14 protein-coding genes are annotated in these 18,102 nt (G+C 70.4%); 10 read left to right on the top strand and 4 right to left on the bottom strand.

What is annotated here, in order from left to right:
• Positions 1 to 83: 83 nt before the first annotated feature.
• The gene (locus tag ABZZ74_RS28850) at positions 84 to 1,049 is read left to right on the top strand and encodes a bifunctional riboflavin kinase/FAD synthetase (RefSeq protein WP_356769779.1); all 966 of its coding nucleotides are present in this window, start codon (positions 84 to 86) and stop codon (positions 1,047 to 1,049) included.
• A gap of 77 nt (positions 1,050 to 1,126) precedes the next feature.
• Here ABZZ74_RS28850 and ABZZ74_RS28845 read toward each other — a convergent pair whose 3' ends face one another.
• Positions 1,127 to 5,185 carry an SCO5717 family growth-regulating ATPase gene (locus tag ABZZ74_RS28845; protein WP_356769777.1) on the bottom strand — a complete coding sequence of 1,353 codons (4,059 nt, stop codon included), beginning with the start codon at positions 5,183 to 5,185 and terminating at the stop codon, positions 1,127 to 1,129.
• Positions 5,186 to 5,572: 387 nt separating this feature from the next.
• On the opposite strand from ABZZ74_RS28845, the gene ABZZ74_RS28840 reads away from it, so the two are divergent.
• Entirely contained in the window at positions 5,573 to 7,093 is a 1,521-nt protein-coding gene (locus ABZZ74_RS28840; protein WP_356769775.1) for a PQQ-binding-like beta-propeller repeat protein, read from the top strand.
• A gap of 19 nt (positions 7,094 to 7,112) precedes the next feature.
• On the opposite strand, the gene ABZZ74_RS28835 is transcribed toward ABZZ74_RS28840, so the two are convergent.
• Positions 7,113 to 7,388: a DUF397 domain-containing protein gene (locus tag ABZZ74_RS28835; protein ID WP_133047445.1), complete on the bottom strand. Its 276-nt coding sequence runs from the start codon at positions 7,386 to 7,388 to the stop codon at positions 7,113 to 7,115.
• A 233-nt stretch (positions 7,389 to 7,621) separates the two neighbouring features.
• Between ABZZ74_RS28835 and rpsO the strand changes: the two genes are divergently transcribed.
• The 5 genes from rpsO (at position 7,622) to ABZZ74_RS28810 (ending at position 13,117) form a co-directional block, all read left to right on the top strand.
• Entirely contained in the window at positions 7,622 to 7,909 is a 288-nt protein-coding gene (gene rpsO, locus ABZZ74_RS28830; protein WP_356769773.1) for a 30S ribosomal protein S15, read from the top strand.
• A gap of 337 nt (positions 7,910 to 8,246) precedes the next feature.
• Positions 8,247 to 10,472, top strand: a complete 2,226-nt coding sequence (locus ABZZ74_RS28825; RefSeq protein WP_356769771.1) for a polyribonucleotide nucleotidyltransferase — start codon at positions 8,247 to 8,249, stop codon at positions 10,470 to 10,472.
• The gene (locus tag ABZZ74_RS28820) at positions 10,469 to 11,848 is read left to right on the top strand and encodes a pitrilysin family protein (protein ID WP_356769769.1); all 1,380 of its coding nucleotides are present in this window, start codon (positions 10,469 to 10,471) and stop codon (positions 11,846 to 11,848) included. The genes ABZZ74_RS28825 and ABZZ74_RS28820 overlap by 4 nt, the downstream gene beginning before the upstream one ends.
• Before the next feature lie 56 nt (positions 11,849 to 11,904).
• On the top strand, positions 11,905 to 12,657 hold the full coding sequence (gene dapB / locus ABZZ74_RS28815) for a 4-hydroxy-tetrahydrodipicolinate reductase (protein WP_356769767.1): 753 nt from the start codon (positions 11,905 to 11,907) through the stop codon (positions 12,655 to 12,657).
• A 7-nt stretch (positions 12,658 to 12,664) separates the two neighbouring features.
• The gene (locus ABZZ74_RS28810; protein WP_356769765.1) at positions 12,665 to 13,117 is read left to right on the top strand and encodes a hypothetical protein; all 453 of its coding nucleotides are present in this window, start codon (positions 12,665 to 12,667) and stop codon (positions 13,115 to 13,117) included.
• Positions 13,118 to 13,219: 102 nt separating this feature from the next.
• Here the strand turns inward: ABZZ74_RS28810 and ABZZ74_RS28805 are convergent, their stop codons facing one another.
• Together ABZZ74_RS28805 and ABZZ74_RS28800 are read right to left on the bottom strand one after the other, a co-directional pair.
• Positions 13,220 to 13,774 (bottom strand): hypothetical protein, encoded by a 555-nt coding sequence (locus ABZZ74_RS28805; RefSeq protein ID WP_356769763.1) that lies wholly within the window; start codon positions 13,772 to 13,774, stop codon positions 13,220 to 13,222.
• An 89-nt stretch (positions 13,775 to 13,863) separates the two neighbouring features.
• On the bottom strand, positions 13,864 to 14,100 hold the full coding sequence (locus tag ABZZ74_RS28800; RefSeq protein WP_356769761.1) for a hypothetical protein: 237 nt from the start codon (positions 14,098 to 14,100) through the stop codon (positions 13,864 to 13,866).
• A gap of 201 nt (positions 14,101 to 14,301) precedes the next feature.
• On the opposite strand from ABZZ74_RS28800, the gene thyX reads away from it, so the two are divergent.
• The 3 genes from thyX (at position 14,302) to ABZZ74_RS28785 (ending at position 17,983) form a co-directional block, all read left to right on the top strand.
• The gene (gene thyX / locus ABZZ74_RS28795; RefSeq protein WP_356769759.1) at positions 14,302 to 15,042 is read left to right on the top strand and encodes an FAD-dependent thymidylate synthase; all 741 of its coding nucleotides are present in this window, start codon (positions 14,302 to 14,304) and stop codon (positions 15,040 to 15,042) included.
• Positions 15,043 to 15,252: 210 nt separating this feature from the next.
• A complete protein-coding gene (gene dapA, locus ABZZ74_RS28790) occupies positions 15,253 to 16,152 on the top strand; it encodes a 4-hydroxy-tetrahydrodipicolinate synthase (RefSeq protein ID WP_208783927.1) in 900 nt (299 codons plus the stop codon).
• A 145-nt stretch (positions 16,153 to 16,297) separates the two neighbouring features.
• Complete coding sequence (locus ABZZ74_RS28785; protein ID WP_356769757.1) at positions 16,298 to 17,983, top strand: ribonuclease J; 1,686 nt, start codon at positions 16,298 to 16,300, stop codon at positions 17,981 to 17,983.
• The last annotated feature ends 119 nt before the right edge of the window (positions 17,984 to 18,102 follow it).

The following is an 18,102-nucleotide window of genomic DNA, read 5'->3' as shown; positions in this document are numbered from 1 at the left end:
GGGCGGTACGGGCCCGGCATGGCACCCTTAGACCTGCGTAAGAGGTCGGGTACACACGGACACGGGTTCGAGGAGCGGTCACAGTGCAGCGCTGGCGTGGCTTGGAGGACATCCCCGAGGACTGGGGGCGCAGCGTCGTCACCATCGGCTCGTACGACGGAGTCCACCGCGGTCACCAGCTGATCATCCGGCACGCCGTGGACCGCGCCCGTGAGCTGGGTGTTCCCTCCGTCGTCGTCACCTTCGACCCGCACCCGAGCGAGGTCGTGCGCCCCGGCAGCCACCCGCCGCTGCTCGCCCCGCACCACCGCCGCGCCGAGCTGATGGCGGACCTGGGCGTGGACGCGGTCCTGATCCTCCCCTTCACCACGGAGTTCTCGAAGCTGTCGCCGGCCGACTTCGTCGTCAAGGTCCTGGTCGACAAGCTGCACGCCAAGGCGGTCGTCGAGGGCCCGAACTTCCGCTTCGGCCACAAGGCCGCGGGCAACGTGGAGTTCCTCGCCGAACAGGGCAAGACGTACGACTTCGAGGTCGAGGTCGTCGACCTGTACGTCACCGGTGAGGCGGGCGGCGGAGAGCCGTTCTCCTCCACCCTCACCCGCCGCCTGGTCGCCGAGGGCGACCTCGAGGGCGCCGCCGAGATCCTGGGCCGGCCGCACCGGGTGGAGGGCGTGGTCGTCCGCGGTGCCCAGCGCGGCCGCGAGCTCGGCTTCCCCACCGCCAACGTCGAGACGCTGCCCCACACCGCGACCCCCGCCGACGGCGTCTACGCCGGCTGGCTGCACGTGAACGGCGAGGCCATGCCGGCCGCGATCTCCGTCGGCACGAACCCGCAGTTCGACGGCACGGAGCGCACGGTGGAGGCGTACGCCATCGACCGCGTGGGGCTCGACCTGTACGGCCTGCACGTCGCCGTGGACTTCCTCGCCTTCGTCCGGGGCCAGGCGAAGTTCGAGTCCCTGGAGGCCCTGCTGGAGCAGATGGCCCAGGACGTGAAGCGGTGCCGTGAGCTGGTGGCTGCGGCTGCGGCTGCGGCGTCGGCGGAGTAGAGCGCGGCGCGTCACGACGTGACGTCATGACGAAGGGGCCGGTGCCATCGGGCACCGGCCCCTTCGTCATGCACTGCTTACTGCTGCGGCGGCGGGGGAGGAGGCGGAGTCTGCCCGTCCGCGGGCGGCTGCGGCTGCTGCGGCGGCTGGGGGTAGCCGTACCCGGGCTCGCCGGGCTGACCGGCGGGCGGGTACGGCTGGCCCGGCTGCGGGGCGTACGGCTGACCGGGATACGGCTGCCCAGGTGCGTACGGCTGACCGGGCTGAGGCGCCGGAGGCTGCCCCGGCTGCCCGTAGTACGGTCCGGCCGACATCGGCTGTCCGGGCTGGGCGTAGGGCTGGCCCGGCATGGCCTGGCCCGGCATCGGCGGGGCCGCGACCGGGGGCGGGTTGCCGTCGTTGGTCCACAGTCCGTGCGACTGCTGATGGCGTACGAAGTCCTCGGCGACCATCGCCGCGAGGTTGAAGTACGCCTCGCGCACCTTGGGCCGCATCATGTCGAGGTCGACCTCGGCGCCGGCCGAGAGGTGCTCGTCGAAGGGCACGACCACGACCCCGCGGCAGCGCGTCTCGAAGTGCGCCACGATGTCCTCGACCTTGATCATCTTTCCGGTCTCCCGGACACCGGAGATCACGGTGAGGGACCGGGACACGAGGTCCGCGTACCCGTGCGCCGACAGCCAGTCCAGCGTCGTACTGGCGCTGCTCGCGCCGTCGACGGACGGCGTCGAGATGATGATCAGCTGGTCGGCGAGGTCGAGCACACCGCGCATCGCGCTGTAGAGCAGACCGGTGCCGGAGTCGGTCAGGATGATCGGGTACTGCTTGCCGAGGACGTCGATGGCGCGGCGGTAGTCCTCGTCGTTGAAGGTCGTCGAGACGGCCGGGTCGACGTCGTTGGCGATGATCTCGAGGCCGGACGGCGCCTGTGAGGTGAACCGGCGGATGTCCATGTACGAGTTGAGGTACGGGATCGCCTGAACGAGGTCGCGGATGGTGGCCCCGGTCTCGCGGCGCACGCGGCGGCCGAGGGTGCCGGCGTCCGGGTTGGCGTCGATGGCGAGGATCTTGTCCTGCCGTTCGGTGGCCAGGGTCGAGCCGAGCGCGGTGGTCGTGGTCGTCTTGCCGACGCCGCCCTTGAGGCTGATGACGGCGATGCGGTAGCAGGACAGCACGGGTGTGCGGATCAGCTCCAACTTCCGCTGCCGCTCCGCCTCTTCCTTCTTTCCGCCGATCTTGAACCGGCTCGGCGCGGCGGCGGGCCGGCCGCTCTTCGCCTTCTGCCGCTTGTTGTTGAGCAGCCGGTCGGAGGACAGCTCCACGGCGGCGGTGTAACCGAGCGGCGCGGCGCCGGGGTTGGTGGGCTGCCGCTGATCATGCCGAACAGGCTGCGGCCACCCGGCCCCGGCCCGCGGATCGACTGGCTGCGGCGCTGCCGGCGGCGCCTGATCGGCACCCCCCTGCTGCGGGAACCCCGCCCCCGCCTGCGCATCCGCCTGAGCCTGACCGTACGGCGGAACGCCGGGGTGCGGCTGGTACTGCGGGGGGACACCGGGCTGGGGCTGTCCTTGTGCAGCGGCTCCGGGCTGGGGCTGTCCCTGCGGGGGTACGCCAGGCTGAGCCGCCTGTGCCTGGTTGTGAGGGGCGGGCGGCGGTGGGAAGCCGTAACCGGCGGGCTGGACGGGTGGGTTGGGGGTGGGCTGAGGCTGTCCTTGCGGGGGGAGGCCGGGCTGTGCCTGGTTGTGAGGGGCGGGCGGCGGTGGGAAGCCGTAACCGGCGGGCTGAGCCGGGGGGTTGGGACCGGCCTGAGCCTGTGTCGGTGCGGGTCCGCCGGGCTCGGCTTGGCCCTGCTGAGGCACGCCGGGCTGGGGCTGGCCTTGCGGGGCGGGGGGCTGGGGGAAGCCGTAACCGCTCGGGTGGGCAGGGGAGTTCGGGTCGGCCTGGGCCGGAGGAGCCGCTTGAGCCGCCGCGGGGTTGGGGAAGCCGTAGCCGCCGGGAGCCGCAGGCGCGGAGGCCTGGGCGTCGTTGGGCTGGGCCGTGGGCGGCTGAGGGAAGCCGTAACCGCCGGGTTGAGCCGGTGGGTTGGCCGCGGGTGGGGCAGGCGGGGTGGCCTGGGGTGCGGCGGGGTTGGGGTAGCCGTAGCCATCCTGCGGTGCAGGGGGCTGCGGGAAGCCGGCGCCGCTCTGCGGGGGCGCGTCAGCCGGGGTCGGCGGTGCCGCAGGGGCGGCCGCCGGGGGCTGGCCCGGGGTGCCCGGGTGCGGGAATCCCGGGGTGCGGGGGGCGGGGACACCGGTCGGTGGCTGTGCTGCCGGGGAACCCGGGTGAGGGAAGCCGTACGCGCCCGGGGTGTTGGGGGCCGGGGCGCCGGTGGGTGGTTGGTGTGCGGCCGGGGGCTGGCCCGGAGCGCCGGGGTGGGGGAAGCCGTAGGCCCCTGGGGTGTTGGGGGCCGGGGCGCCGGTGGGTGGTTGGTGTGCGGCCGGGGGCTGGCCCGGAGCGCCGGGGTGGGGGAAGCCGTAGGCGCCCGGGGTGTTGGGGATCGGGGCGCTCGGCTGCTGGGTGCCCGGAGCCTGCTGGGGTGGTGCGGGGGCGTTCCAGGCCGCCGGGGCCGACTGAGGGGCCTGCGGCTGGAACGGCTGCGGCGGTACCGGCGGCTGGCCCTGCGGGGCCGGCGGCTGCGCGGGCGCAGCCGGATCCTGCTGCTGGGGCTGTACGGGCCACTCGGCCGCCGCCGCGGGCGCCGCGGGCGCCGCGAGCTGGTACGACGGGGGCAACGGCGGCAGGTCGCCCTGCGGCGCCGGCGGCGGAGCCCAGGCGGGCGGGGTGTCCTGAGGGGCCGCGGACGCGCTCGGAACGGCATCCTGCGGCTCGCTGCCCTGCGCCTCGCCAGCCTGGGCTTCGGCGTCGGACGGCTCGGCATCCGCGGATACGGCGTCGGAGGGCTCAGCGTCCTCTCGTACCGCTTCCTCGTCCACCGCGTCCACCGCGTCCGCCGACTCGGCGTCAACGGCCGCCGCCTCCGGAAGCACCTGCTCCTCGGAACTGGCGTGCTCGCGCTCCGAGTCCTCAGACGCCGAGCCTTCCGTCTCTCCATCAGCCTCTGCATCGGCGGCGACCTCAGTGTCGGTGTCGCCCGCCTCCGCATCCACCGTTTCGGCCGCGTCCGACCCCTCCGCAGCGGCCGCCGAAGCTTCCGCCTCCTCGGAGGAGTCGTCGGCGGAGTGGCTCCCGAGCTCGATCACTTCGGCCGAACCGGAGTCCTCGCCATCGTCAGCCACTTCATCGCCAGCGGTCTGCGCGTCCGTCGCCTCGGCGGAACCGTCGACCTCGCCGGGGCCCTCGACGTCGTCCTCCGAGCCCGGCTCTGCCTCGGCCGAGTCGGCACGCTCGGAGATCTCCTGCTTCAGGGCCACCGGAGAGAACCGCATGGTGCGGCCACTGTCCAGATCACCGTTCCCGGACTCCTCATCGGAAGCCGGGGAACCGGACGCCTCGGGCGCCACCGAAGCCGACGGAACCGTCGACGCGGCACCCGCTCCCGGAGTCTCCGCCGGCCCCTGCCCCGGCCCCTGCGGCTGAGGCTCGAACCCGCTCCCCACCGGAAGCTTCGGCACCGCCCCGGGCCCACCGACCGGCGGCGCGAACGGCGCCCCAGGCGCGGCAGCAGCTGGCGGCGGCGTGAACGGCGCACCTGGAGCCGGAGCGGGAGGCGTGAAGGGAGCTCCGGGCGTCGGAGCCGGCGGAGTGAACGGCGCACCCGGAGCCGTACCGGCACCCGTGCCCGACTGGGGCCGCGAGTGAGCCGGCGGAGTCAGCCCCGGCAGAGAGGAGAGCGAGAAGTCGGACGGAGCCCCCGAAGCGGAGGGTGCCCCAGGCGCCCCACTCGCACCCGCACCGGTCCCAGGCGCCGTACCCCCGGCACCACCCGCACCGGACCCCGCCGTACCAGAATCCCCCGCGCCGCCACCCCCCGCACCGCCTCCGCCGGAGGAACCCCCCGACGCGTTCTGCGTGTACCACGCCGGCGGTGCGTAGTCGATGGTGAACTCGCCCGTCGTCTCGATGGCGGACTCGGCGTCGGGCTGGTCGTCGCCGGGTGTGGCCCAGCCCCCGCGGTTCCCGTCCCGATCGCTGCTCACAGTTCCTCCTGGTGTGGTCGAGCACCCTCAATGCCGTGCCGGGGCGACCATGTGCTTGTCGTCCTGATGCGTTGCGAGGCAGACCGATCCACCGGCTCTCCCCCCGAGGCACCGCCACCTGGTCCACGGGTTCTGGCGGCGCGCCCTGTACCACCCTAATCACCAGTAGCCCCACCCCGGCAGGCCCGTCCACCCCCGAGCGCCTGCCCACTGCGTCACAACCAGCCATGAATTGCCGTACACAGCCTGCGCATTGAGGAAGAAATCGGTCGATACCGTTGCCGGCGCCGCCCGTTCGCGCGCGTGATCAAGCAACCGGCATAGTGGGGACGTTTCCGTGGCCATGTCATGGACTTCCGTACCCGCCTCAGAGGAAAAGGATCCCGCGTGAGCTTCGGCCCACCCCCTTCGATGTACACCCAGTCCGCCCTGACCGCTGAGACGCAACAGAAGAAGCGCCGCCGGACATGGCTGTTGGGGCTGTTCGCGCTCGTCCTCGTGGCGGCGGTGGGGACGGGCGGGTGGCTCGTGTGGGGCGGTGGTGGAAAGGGGGCTGACGCGTCGAACCGGTCACACGGTCCCCAAGGGCCTCTCGACGTACGGGAGACCGTCGAGAAGCGGCCCGCCGATCCCACCGGCAAGATGGCCGTCCGGTTCTCCGTCGACGACCTCGGCCCGGGCGAGCACTACGAGATGCCCGGCATGTGGGCCACGGACCGGATCCTCGCCAAGGGCATCAACAAGACCGTGATCGGCCTGCGCATGGGCACCGACGCCGCACCCGGCGACGAGCAGTGGAAGCTGCCGCTGGACGGACCGATCTGCGGCTACACGCGCCGCGTCACCGGCGACAACCGCACCGCCGTCCTCTTCCGCGCCAACGATCGCGGCGGCGCCTACTGCAACCACGTCGCCTTCCTCGACCTCGACACCGGACGCGAGGTCTGGGAGACCGACTTCCCCTACTCCAAGCTCGGCGACGCCAAGGGCCTCGCGACCGGCGGCGACGACCAGGACACCCCGAGCGTGACCCTCACCCACGGCACGGTCGTCGTCACCTGGGGCGGCGGCACCGACGCGTACGCCATGGACGGCGGCCGGCGTCTGTGGCGTACGACGTCGACCGGCGCCTGCCAGGACATGGGCGCCGCCGGCGGGGACGCGCTGCTGGTGCGCCAGGAGTGCTGGAACGACGACGCCCCGCTCGACTCCACGGACGCCGTCAACTACAAGGCCCATAAGGTCGACCCGAGGACGGGCAGGGGGCTGTGGACCTACTCCGCCGCGCAGGGCGTCCGGGACATCGACATTCCCTCCGCCGAGCCGCCCGTGATCGCCGTGCAGGCGGGCGGGATCGGGATCTCCGAGATGCTCTCCCTCGACGCGAAGGGCAGGACCCGCGCGGTCATCCGCCTGCAGAACGGCACCTATGTCGGCGAGTGCTCGTACGACGACTACCTCTCCACCGAGGACTGCCCGACCATCGCCGTCGGTGACGGCCAGGTCTTCCTGCGCAGCAAGGAGTCGGGCGAGCTCACCAACTCCAACTGGATCATCGGCTTCGACCTCGCGACCGGGAACACCACGGAGAAGTTCGACTCCGGCCCCGGCTCGCTGCTGTACCCGGTACGGATGAGCGGCGACAAGCTGCTGGCCGTCCGCGTGAGCGACCAGCACATCATGCCCTCGGGGCTGGTCGGCCTGGATCCGCAGACGGGCAGGGAGACCCCGTACCTCTACTTCGACCTGCCTGAGGAGGCCGACCTGATGACGATGACCGAGTACAACGACATCGTCGTCCAGGACGGCCGCATCTTCTTCGGCGTCAAGAAGGTCGACGGCCCCGCCAAGGGCCGGCCGAAGTGGGTCTACCTCGCTCTCGGCATCGAGAGCATGGCCGTCCGGTAGCTCTACGCCGCCGGTAGCTCTACGCCTCCGGCGACGGCTCCAGGTCGAACTCGCCGTCCCGGGCACCGAGCACGAAGGCCCGCCACTCCGCCTCCGTGTAGCGCAGCACGGTGTCCGGGTCGAGCGAGGAGCGCATGGCCACGGCACCGCCGGGAAGGTATGCGATCTCGACCCGCTCCTCGTGCTCCTCGGTGCCGGGCGCGCCGTGCCACTCCGCGTCGGAGATGTCGAGCGCGTACAGCTCGTCGCGCTCCCGCTCCTTGCGCGCCTTGATCTGCTCTTCCGTCTCCGTCATGGGTCCCTTCCCGACATACGAGAACGATCTGTACGGTCACCCTAGTGGCCGCGTCGGTCCGCCCTCCGCGGTTTCCACAGCCTCTTCCACAGGTGGCGAGGCCGCCCACGAGCTGCTGGTACCCTGATTGATGGCCGTGTGTGTACGGCCTTCCGCCTTGCGAGTAACAGAAGCTTCCCCGAGACGAAGACCGGGGGCACTCGGAGGCACTCTCAGACCATTGAGGAGTACGCGTGTCGCTCGATGCCGCCACGAAGAAGCAGATCATCTCCGAGTTCGGTACCCAGGAGGGTGACACCGGCTCCCCCGAGGTCCAGGTCGCCCTGCTGTCCCGTCGGATCTCCGACCTGACCGAGCACCTCAAGACCCACAAGCACGACCACCACTCCCGTCGTGGCCTGCTGATCCTCGTCGGTCAGCGCCGTCGCCTGCTGCAGTACCTGGCGAAGAAGGACATCGCGCGCTTCCGTGCGCTCGTCGACCGCCTCGGCATTCGCCGTGGCGCGGCGGGCGCCCGGTAAGACGCCGTGAGGGGAGCGGTTCCCGAAGCATCGGGGGCCGCTCCCTTTGCGTACGTACGGAAAGTACTGACGTGCGTGCGGAAACGTGCGGAGTGTCCCCCACGCTTTGTAGTGTGGTAGCACAACGCCATACGCACGACACGTAACGCCGTACGACACAGAACGAGGAGAAGCGCGCCCAAGCCGCCGCCGGTCCTCGGTAGTGGCCCCCGGGAAGTGAACCCCGGGTGCTTCGATCGAAGACCGGCCCGCACCGCACGGAGCGCTTCTCCGCGACTGTCCCCCCGCCACACGGGCGAGGCGGGACAAAAGACGACAAGTAACGGAGAAAACGCTAGTGGAGAACGAGACCCACTACGCCGAGGCCGTCATCGACAACGGCTCCTTCGGCACCCGCACCATCCGCTTCGAGACGGGCCGCCTGGCCAAGCAGGCCGCCGGCTCCGCCGTGGCGTACCTGGACGACGACACCATGGTGCTGTCGGCCACCACCGCCTCCAAGAACCCCAAGGACCAGCTCGACTTCTTCCCCCTGACGGTGGACGTCGAGGAGCGGATGTACGCCGCCGGCAAGATCCCCGGCAGCTTCTTCCGCCGTGAGGGCCGGCCCAGCGAGGACGCGATCCTCACCTGCCGCCTCATCGACCGCCCGCTGCGCCCGTCCTTCAAGAAGGGCCTGCGCAACGAGATCCAGGTCGTCGCCACGATCATGGCCCTCAACCCCGACCATCTGTATGACGTCGTGGCGATCAACGCCGCCTCCGCGTCCACGCAGCTGGCCGGTCTGCCCTTCTCCGGCCCGATCGGCGGCGTCCGCGTCGCGCTGATCAACGGCCAGTGGGTCGCCTTCCCGACGCACACCGAGCTCGAGGACGCCGTCTTCGACATGGTCGTCGCCGGTCGCGCCCTGGAGGACGGCGACGTCGCGATCATGATGGTCGAGGCCGAGGCCACCGAGAAGACCATCCAGCTGGTCAAGGGCGGCGCCGAGGCGCCGACCGAGGAGGTCGTCGCCGCCGGTCTGGACGCCGCGAAGCCCTTCATCAAGGTGCTCTGCAAGGCCCAGGCCGACCTCGCCGCGAAGGCCGCCAAGCCGACCGCCGAGTTCCCGATCTTCCTCGACTACCAGGACGACGTCCTGGAGGCGCTGACCGCCGCCGTCAAGCCGGAGCTCGCCTCCGCGCTGACCATCGCGGGCAAGCAGGAGCGCGAGGCCGAGCTGGACCGTGTCAAGGGTCTGGCCGCCGAGAAGCTGCTCCCGGAGTTCGAGGGCCGTGAGAAGGAGATCTCCGCCGCGTACCGCTCGCTGACCAAGACCCTGGTCCGTGAGCGCGTCATCAAGGAGAAGAAGCGCATCGACGGCCGCGGTGTCACCGACATCCGCACCCTGGCCGCCGAGGTCGAGGCCATCCCGCGCGTGCACGGCTCGGCGCTGTTCGAGCGTGGCGAGACCCAGATCCTGGGCGTCACCACCCTGAACATGCTCCGCATGGAGCAGCAGCTGGACACCCTCTCCCCGGTGACCCGCAAGCGCTACATGCACAACTACAACTTCCCGCCGTACTCCACCGGCGAGACCGGCCGCGTCGGCTCCCCGAAGCGCCGCGAGATCGGCCACGGCGCCCTCGCCGAGCGCGCGCTCGTGCCGGTGCTGCCGACCCGCGAGGAGTTCCCCTACGCGATCCGTCAGGTGTCCGAGGCCCTCGGGTCCAACGGCTCGACGTCCATGGGCTCGGTCTGCGCCTCCACCATGTCGCTGCTGAACGCCGGTGTGCCGCTGAAGGCCCCCGTCGCCGGTATCGCCATGGGCCTGATCTCCCAGGAGATCGAGGGCGAGACGCACTACGTCACCCTCACCGACATCCTCGGTGCGGAGGACGCCTTCGGCGACATGGACTTCAAGGTCGCCGGCACCAAGGAGTTCGTGACCGCGCTCCAGCTCGACACCAAGCTGGACGGCATCCCCGCCTCCGTCCTGGCCGCCGCCCTCAAGCAGGCCCGTGACGCCCGCCTCCACATCCTCGACGTGATGATGGAAGCGATCGACACGCCGGACGAGATGTCCCCGAACGCCCCGCGGATCATCACCGTCAAGATCCCCGTGGACAAGATCGGTGAGGTCATCGGCCCCAAGGGCAAGATGATCAACCAGATCCAGGAGGACACCGGCGCCGAGATCACCATCGAGGACGACGGCACCATCTACATCGGTGCCGCCGACGGCCCGTCCGCCGAGGCCGCCCGTACGACCATCAACGGCATCGCCAACCCGACGATGCCCGAGGTCGGCGAGCGCTACCTGGGCACGGTCGTGAAGACGACGACGTTCGGCGCCTTCGTCTCCCTCCTGCCCGGCAAGGACGGTCTGCTGCACATCTCGCAGATCCGCAAGCTCGCCGGCGGCAAGCGCGTGGAGAACGTCGAGGACGTCCTCGGCGTGGGCCAGAAGGTCCAGGTCGAGATCGCCGAGATCGACTCCCGCGGCAAGCTCTCCCTCGTCCCCGTGATCGAGGGCGAAGAGGGTTCCGACGACGACGCGAAGAAGGACGACACCGACAAGTGACGTCGAGCAGCTCGACGGCGACGGCCCGCACCTCCACGGAGGCGCGGGCCGTCGCCCGTACCCAAACCCTGATCAAGGGCGAGAACGGTATCGGCACGGTCCGCAAGACCACCCTCCCGGGCGGCCTGCGCATCGTCACCGAGACGCTGCCCTCGGTCCGCTCCGCGACCTTCGGCATCTGGGCGCACGTCGGCTCCCGCGACGAGACCCCGGCCCTGAATGGCGCCACCCACTACCTCGAGCACCTGCTGTTCAAGGGCACCTCGAAGCGCAGCGCCCTGGACATCTCCTCCGCCCTCGACGCGGTCGGCGGCGAGATGAACGCGTTCACGGCGAAGGAGTACACGTGCTACTACGCGCGCGTGCTCGACGCCGACCTGCCACTCGCCATAGACGTCGTCTGCGACATGCTCACCGGCTCGCTGATCCTCGAAGAGGACGTCAACGTCGAGCGCGGTGCCATCCTCGAAGAGATCGCCATGACGGAGGACGACCCGGGCGACTGCGTGCACGACCTGTTCGCGCACACGATGTTCGGCGACAACCCCCTCGGCCGCCCCGTCCTCGGCACGGTCGACACCGTCAACGCCCTCACCGCCGACCGCATCCGCCGCTTCTACAAGAAGCACTACGACCCCACCCACCTGGTCGTGGCGGCCGCCGGCAACATCGACCACAACAAGGTCGTACGACAGGTCCGCGCCGCCTTCGAGAAGGCGGGCGCCCTCACCAACCCCGACGCCACGCCCCTCGCCCCGCGCGACGGCAGGCGAGCCCTGCGCACCGCGGGCCGCGTCGAACTGCTCGACCGCAAGACCGAGCAGGCGCACGTCGTCCTCGGCATGCCGGGCCTGGCGCGCACGGACGACCGGCGCTGGGCGCTCGGCGTGCTGAACACGGCCCTCGGCGGCGGCATGTCCTCCCGCCTGTTCCAGGAGGTCCGCGAGAAGCGCGGCCTGGCCTACAGCGTGTACTCGTACACCTCCGGATTCGCCGACTGCGGCCTGTTCGGCGTGTACGCCGGCTGTCGGCCCTCCCAGGTCCACGACGTGCTGAAGATCTGCCGGGACGAGCTCGACCATGTCGCCGAGCACGGCCTGTCCGACGACGAGATCGACCGCGCCATCGGCCAGCTGCGCGGTTCGACCGTCCTCGGCCTGGAGGACACCGGCGCGCTGATGAACCGCATCGGCAAGAGCGAGCTGTGCTGGGGCGAGCAGATGTCGGTGGACGACATGCTGGGCCGGATAGCGTCGGTCACCCCGGACGACGTCCGCTCGGTCGCCCGCGACATCCTGGGGAAGCGGCCCTCGCTGTCGGTCATCGGCCCGCTCAAGGACAAGCAGGCGTCCCGGCTGCACGACGCCGTCGCCTGATCCACCCCGGATCGGCCTCGGCATCCACCTCGGTTCTCGGTTAAGGAAGCAAGAAGATGAGCAAGCTGCGCGTGGCGGTCCTGGGTGCCAGGGGCCGCATCGGTTCCGAGGCGGTACGGGCCGTCGAGGCGGCCGAGGACCTGGAGCTGGTGGCCGCCCTCGGCCGGGGCGACAAGCTGGAGACCCTCGCCGAGACCGGCGCCCAGGTGGCGGTCGAACTGACCACGCCGGACTCGGTGATGGCCAACCTCGAGTACTGCGTGGGCCACGGCATCCACGCGGTGGTCGGCACCACCGGCTGGACCGACGAACGCCTCACCCAGCTGAAGGGCTGGCTCGCCGCCTCCCCGGAGACGGGCGTCCTCATCGCGCCCAACTTCTCCATCGGCGCCGTCCTGACCATGAAGTTCGCGCAGATCGCCGCGCCGTACTTCGAGTCCGTCGAGGTCGTCGAACTGCATCACCCGAAGAAGGTCGACGCCCCGTCGGGCACGGCCACCCGCACGGCCCAGCTCATCGCCGAGGCCCGGCGCACGGCGGGCACTGCCCCGGCGCCGGACGCCACGGAGACGGCCCTGGACGGCGCGCGCGGCGCCAGCGTCGACGGGATTCCCGTGCACGCCGTCCGCCTGCGCGGTCTGCTCGCCCACCAGGAGGTGCTGCTCGGCGGCGAGGGCGAGACCCTGACGATCCGCCACGACTCCCTCCACCACAGCAGCTTCATGCCGGGCATCCTGCTCGGCGCGCGCCGCGTGGTGACCACCCCGGGCCTGACCTTCGGGCTGGAACACTTCCTGGACCTGGGCTGACACCGCCATGCGCGCCAAGCTGTCCTACGCGATAACCGCCGCCGTCCTGGTCTTCTACTTCGTCCTGGTCGGCAGCCGCGGCGTCCTGCTCATCGAGTCCGGCACGGTTGTGACCGTCACCTTCGGCGTGGCGGTGCTGATCCTGCCGGTCATCGGCCTGTGGTTCCTGTGGAAGAACACCCAGTTCGTCCGCAAGGCCAACCGGCTCGCCGCCGAACTCGACGCCGAGGGCGGCCTGCCCGTCGACGAGCTCAAGCGCACGCCGGGCGGCCGGATCGACCGCGACTCCGCCGACGAGGTCTTCGCCAAGCGCAAGGCCGAGACGGAGGCGGCCCCCGACGACTGGCGCAGCTGGTTCCGCCTCGCCGTCGCCTACCACGACGCCCGCGACACCCCGAGGGCGCGCAAGGCGATGCAGCGAGCGATCGCCCTGCACGAGGGCAGGACGATCGAGGCCTAGCCTCCGCCGCCCACGCCGGCGAACACGAAGGGACCGGTCCGCGCATCTCGCGGTCCGGCCCCTCGTACGTACGACCGTCGGGTGCGCGTACGCCCCTCGACGTCAGCCCCGCCGGTTCTCCGCGGCCCACGCCTCGATGGTGTCCGCCGCCCGGTCGAAGGACCCGGCCCGGCCCACGAAGTCGGCGTTGTGCGTCGTCATCAGCAGCGACGCGTCCTGCGCGGCCCGGTCCTTGCGCTGCAGGACCAGCGCCTCCCCCTGCACCGTCCGCGGCAGCCCCAGCCAGCGCACCGGCTGCTGCACCGTCCGCACGGCGACGACCCGCTCCCAGGCCGTCGTACGCGTGCTGACGAAACCGACGTGACGCAGCCCCCGCGCGCTCACCCACACACCCATGCGCAGCAGCCGCAGGGCGCCCAGGATGACGACCAGCGCGATCCCGAGGATCACGCCGGCCTCCGACACCGACGCGGTGAGGGCGATCACGACGGCCGCGAACAGCACGAACGAGGCGAACAGCAGCAACAGCGCCGCCGTCCCCACACGCCACGGCCCGGGGCGGTAGGGGCGCCGCCAGCGGTCGCGGTCGTCGAAGGGCAGCGCGAGGTCGTCGGCTGTCTCGAAAGCGCGGTCGGCCGTCAGGAAGGGCAGGGGCACGGCTGGTCCTCACTCGATCCATGCGTGGGCTGTGCCGGTGAGGTTATCCGCCTGTGTCCCCGCTCACCACTCTCAGGGGTCCGATGGAGTCAGTGCCCCTGGGAGGCCTGTGACTGCTGAGCCGGTGAATGGGTGCCGGTCGACAGCGCCGGCATGCCGAGCACCAGCGAGCCCACGAGCGCGGCCACGATGGTCATCCCGAGCAGCCAGCGCCCGGCTATCTGACCGGCGGACGCCCGGTCGCGCGGCGGGGGAGCGACATTGCTGCGAAACCTGTCGGCCTCCGCGACGAAGGCGAACGGAACGGGCTCGCGCCGACGAAACATGGCCGGTACCTCTCCTCTCGGAGTCGAATGAGTGACTGTCACTCACACAGACGGGCGTGTGCCCCAAAAGGTGCCCGGTTTCGCCGAATTCACAGAAATTCGCCGGCGTATGTCGCGACCGGGTACCGAACGCCCCGTTGTCAGTGCCGGGCCGTAGAGTGGGCGCCGCCCGAGAGACGTGATGGAAGGACCCTCCGAGCCGTGACCGACACCCCCGCCGACGACCTCAAGCCCAGCTTCCGCAGCGACGTCACCGTCGAGCTGGTCAAGCACAGCGCGGCCGACTCCGACGTGCTGTGGGCTGCCCGCGTCTCCACCGCCGGCGAGCAGTCCCTGGAGGAGCTGAACAAGGACCCGGAGCGCTCCAAGGGCCTGATCAACTACCTCATGCGGGACCGGCACGGCAGCCCCTTCGAGCACAACTCGATGACCTTCTTCATCAGCGCCCCGATCTTCGTCTTCCGCGAGTTCATGAGGCACCGGGTGGGATGGTCCTACAACGAGGAGTCCGGTCGCTACCGGGAGCTGCAGCCCGTCTTCTACGTGCCGGGACAGGACCGCAGGCTCGTCCAGCAGGGACGGCCCGGGAAGTACGAGTTCGTGCCGGGGACCGAGGAGCAGCTGGCGATCGTCGAGCGCTCGATGCAGGACTCGTACATCCAGGCGTACGAGCACTACCAGGAGATGCTCGCCGCCGGTGTCGCCCGCGAGGTCGCGCGGGCCGTCCTCCCCGTCGGGCTCTTCTCCTCCATGTACGCCACCTGCAACGCCCGTTCGCTGATGCACTTCCTCGGGCTGCGCACCCAGCACGAGCTCGCGAAGGTGCCGTCCTTCCCGCAGCGGGAGATCGAGATGGTGGGCGAGAAGATGGAGGCGGAGTGGGCGAAGCTCATGCCGCTGACGTACGCCGCCTTCAATGCGAACGGGCGTGTGGCGCCGTGACGCACCAGTGTTCCCCGGCGGAGCACACATGTACGGTCAGCCTCGCGAGGTGTCCCAATTGCGGCATTTGGTGAAGTTCATCTAGCCTGATCAAACGGACCCGGTACTGCTTGAACCCCCGAGCAGGCAGTACCGGGCTCCGCATTTGTCCGGACTTATCCCGCACCCCGAGGGCAGACCTCGTAATCAGCAGCGAGTAGCGTGTTACCCATGGCTCCGACCTCCACTCCGCAGACCCCCTTCGGGCGGGTCCTCACCGCCATGGTCACGCCCTTCACGGCGGACGGCGCACTCGACCTCGACGGCGCACAGCGGCTCGCCACCCACCTGGTGGACGCAGGCAACGACGGCCTGATCATCAACGGCACCACCGGAGAGTCCCCCACCACGAGCGACGCGGAGAAATCGGACCTCGTACGGGCGGTCCTGGAGGCGGTCGGCGACCGGGCCCACGTGGTCGCCGGCGTCGGCACGAACGACACCCACCACAGCATCGAGCTGGCACGCGAAGCCGAGCGCGTCGGCGCGCACGGCCTCCTGGTCGTCACCCCGTACTACAACAAGCCCCCGCAGGAGGGCCTGTACCGCCACTTCACGGCCGTCGCCGACACCACCGGCCTGCCGGTGATGCTCTACGACATCCCCGGCCGCAGCGGCGTCCCGATCAACACCGAGACGCTGGTCCGGCTCGCCGAGCACCCGCGCATCGTTGCCAACAAGGACGCCAAGGGCGACCTCGGCCGCGCGAGCTGGGCCATCGCGCGCTCCGGCCTTGCCTGGTACTCCGGCGACGACATGCTCAACCTGCCGCTGCTCTCCGTGGGTGCGGTCGGTTTCGTCTCGGTCGTGGGCCACGTCGTCACGCCCGACCTGCGGGCCCTCGTCGACGCATTCGTCTCCGGCGACGTACAGAAGGCCACGGAGATCCACCAGAAGCTGCTCCCCGTCTACACGGGCATGTTCCGCACGCAGGGCGTCATGACGACGAAGGCCGCGCTCGCCCTCCAGGGGTTGCCCGCCGGGCCCCTGCGCGCCCCCATGGTCGAGTGCGCGCCGGAAGAGATCGAGCAGCTCAAGATCGATCTTGCCGCCGGCGGGGTACAGCTCTGACAACAGACTTGGCACCACCCAGGCTTCACAACTGAATAGGCAGGCCACCGGTTGCCTGCATCCCACAACGACAACTGCTACACGCACGAACGTCACGCGCGCCACGTGCCCACCGGTACGTGGCGCGTGTGGTGAGGAGAGTCTTTTGAGTCATCCGCATCCTGAACTCGCCCCGCCCCCGCCGCTCGCCGAAGGCGGCCTAAGGGTCACCCCGCTCGGCGGTCTCGGTGAGATCGGCCGAAACATGACGGTCTTCGAGTACGGCGGCCGTCTCCTGATCGTCGACTGCGGAGTGCTCTTCCCCGAGGAGGAGCAGCCCGGAATCGACCTGATCCTGCCGGACTTCTCGTCCATCAGGGACCGCCTCGACGACATCGACGGCATCGTCCTCACGCACGGCCACGAGGACCACATCGGCGGTGTCCCCTTCCTGCTCCGCGAGAAGCCGGACATCCCGCTGATCGGCTCCAAGCTGACCCTCGCCCTGATCGAGGCCAAGCTGCAGGAGCACCGCATCCGCCCGTACACCCTCGAGGTGGCGGAGGGGAACCGCGAGCGCGTCGGCCCCTTCGACTGCGAGTTCATCGCGGTCAACCACTCCATCCCGGACGCGCTGGCTGTCGCCATCCGCACCCCGGCCGGCATGGTCGTCCACACCGGTGACTTCAAGATGGACCAGCTCCCGCTGGACAACCGCCTCACGGACCTCCATGCGTTCGCACGCCTGAGCGAGGAGGGCATCGACCTTCTGCTCACGGACTCCACGAACGCGGAAGTCCCCGGTTTCACCCCGCACGAGCGGGACATCTCCAACGTCCTGCGCCAGGTCTTCGGAAGCGCCCGCAAGCGGATCATCGTGGCGAGCTTCGCCAGCCACGTGCACCGCATCCAGCAGATCCTGGACGCGGCCCACGAGTACGGCCGCCGGGTCGCCTTCGTCGGCCGCTCGATGGTCCGCAACATGGGCATCGCCCGGGACCTCGGCTACCTCAAGGTCCCTCCGGGCCTGGTGGTCGACGTCAAGACGCTCGACGACCTCCCCGACCACGAGGTGGTCCTGGTCTGCACGGGCTCCCAGGGCGAACCGATGGCGGCCCTGTCCCGCATGGCCAACCGCGACCACCAGATCCGCATCGTCGACGGCGACACGGTGATCCTCGCCTCCTCGCTGATCCCGGGGAACGAGAACGCGGTCTACCGCGTGATCAACGGTCTGACCCGCTGGGGCGCCAACGTCATCCACAAGGGCAACGCCAAGGTCCACGTCTCGGGCCACGCCTCGGCCGGCGAACTGCTGTACTTCTACAACATCTGCCGCCCGAAGAACCTGATGCCGGTGCACGGCGAATGGCGCCACCTGCGGGCGAACGCGGAACTCGGCGCGTTGACGGGCGTTCCGCACGACCGGATCGTCATCGCCGAGGACGGCGTGGTGGTCGACCTCGTCGAGGGCAAGGCGAAGATCGCGGGCAAGGTGCAGGCGGGCTACGTGTACGTCGACGGGCTCTCCGTCGGCGATGTCGGCGAGCCGGCGCTGAAGGACCGCAAGATCCTCGGTGACGAGGGCATCATCTCGGTCTTCGTGGTGGTGGACTCCTCCACCGGCAAGATCAGCGGAGGACCGCACATCCAGGCCCGCGGCTCCGGCATCGAGGACTCCGCCTTCGGCGAGGTGATCCCGAAGATCACGGAAGTCCTGGAACGCTCGGCCCAGGACGGCGTCGTGGAGCCGCACCAGCTGCAGCAACTCATCCGCCGCACGCTCGGCAAGTGGGTCTCCGACACCTATCGCCGCAGGCCGATGATCCTCCCGGTCGTGGTGGACGTCTGACACCTCCTGCGGGTGAACTAGGAGCGGGGCGCCTCGGGACTCTTAATCAGCGGGTCCGGGGTTCGAGTCCCTGGCGGCGCACAGTGGGTGAAGGTCCTTCGCAGACGCGGGGGGCCTTC

This window comes from Streptomyces sp. NPDC006476 (assembly GCF_040612015.1).
Taxonomy (GTDB): Bacteria; Actinomycetota; Actinomycetes; order Streptomycetales; family Streptomycetaceae; genus Streptomyces; species Streptomyces griseorubiginosus_B.
Note: the sequence above shows the minus strand (reverse complement) of the source record. Positions and strands in the feature narration are given on the sequence as shown.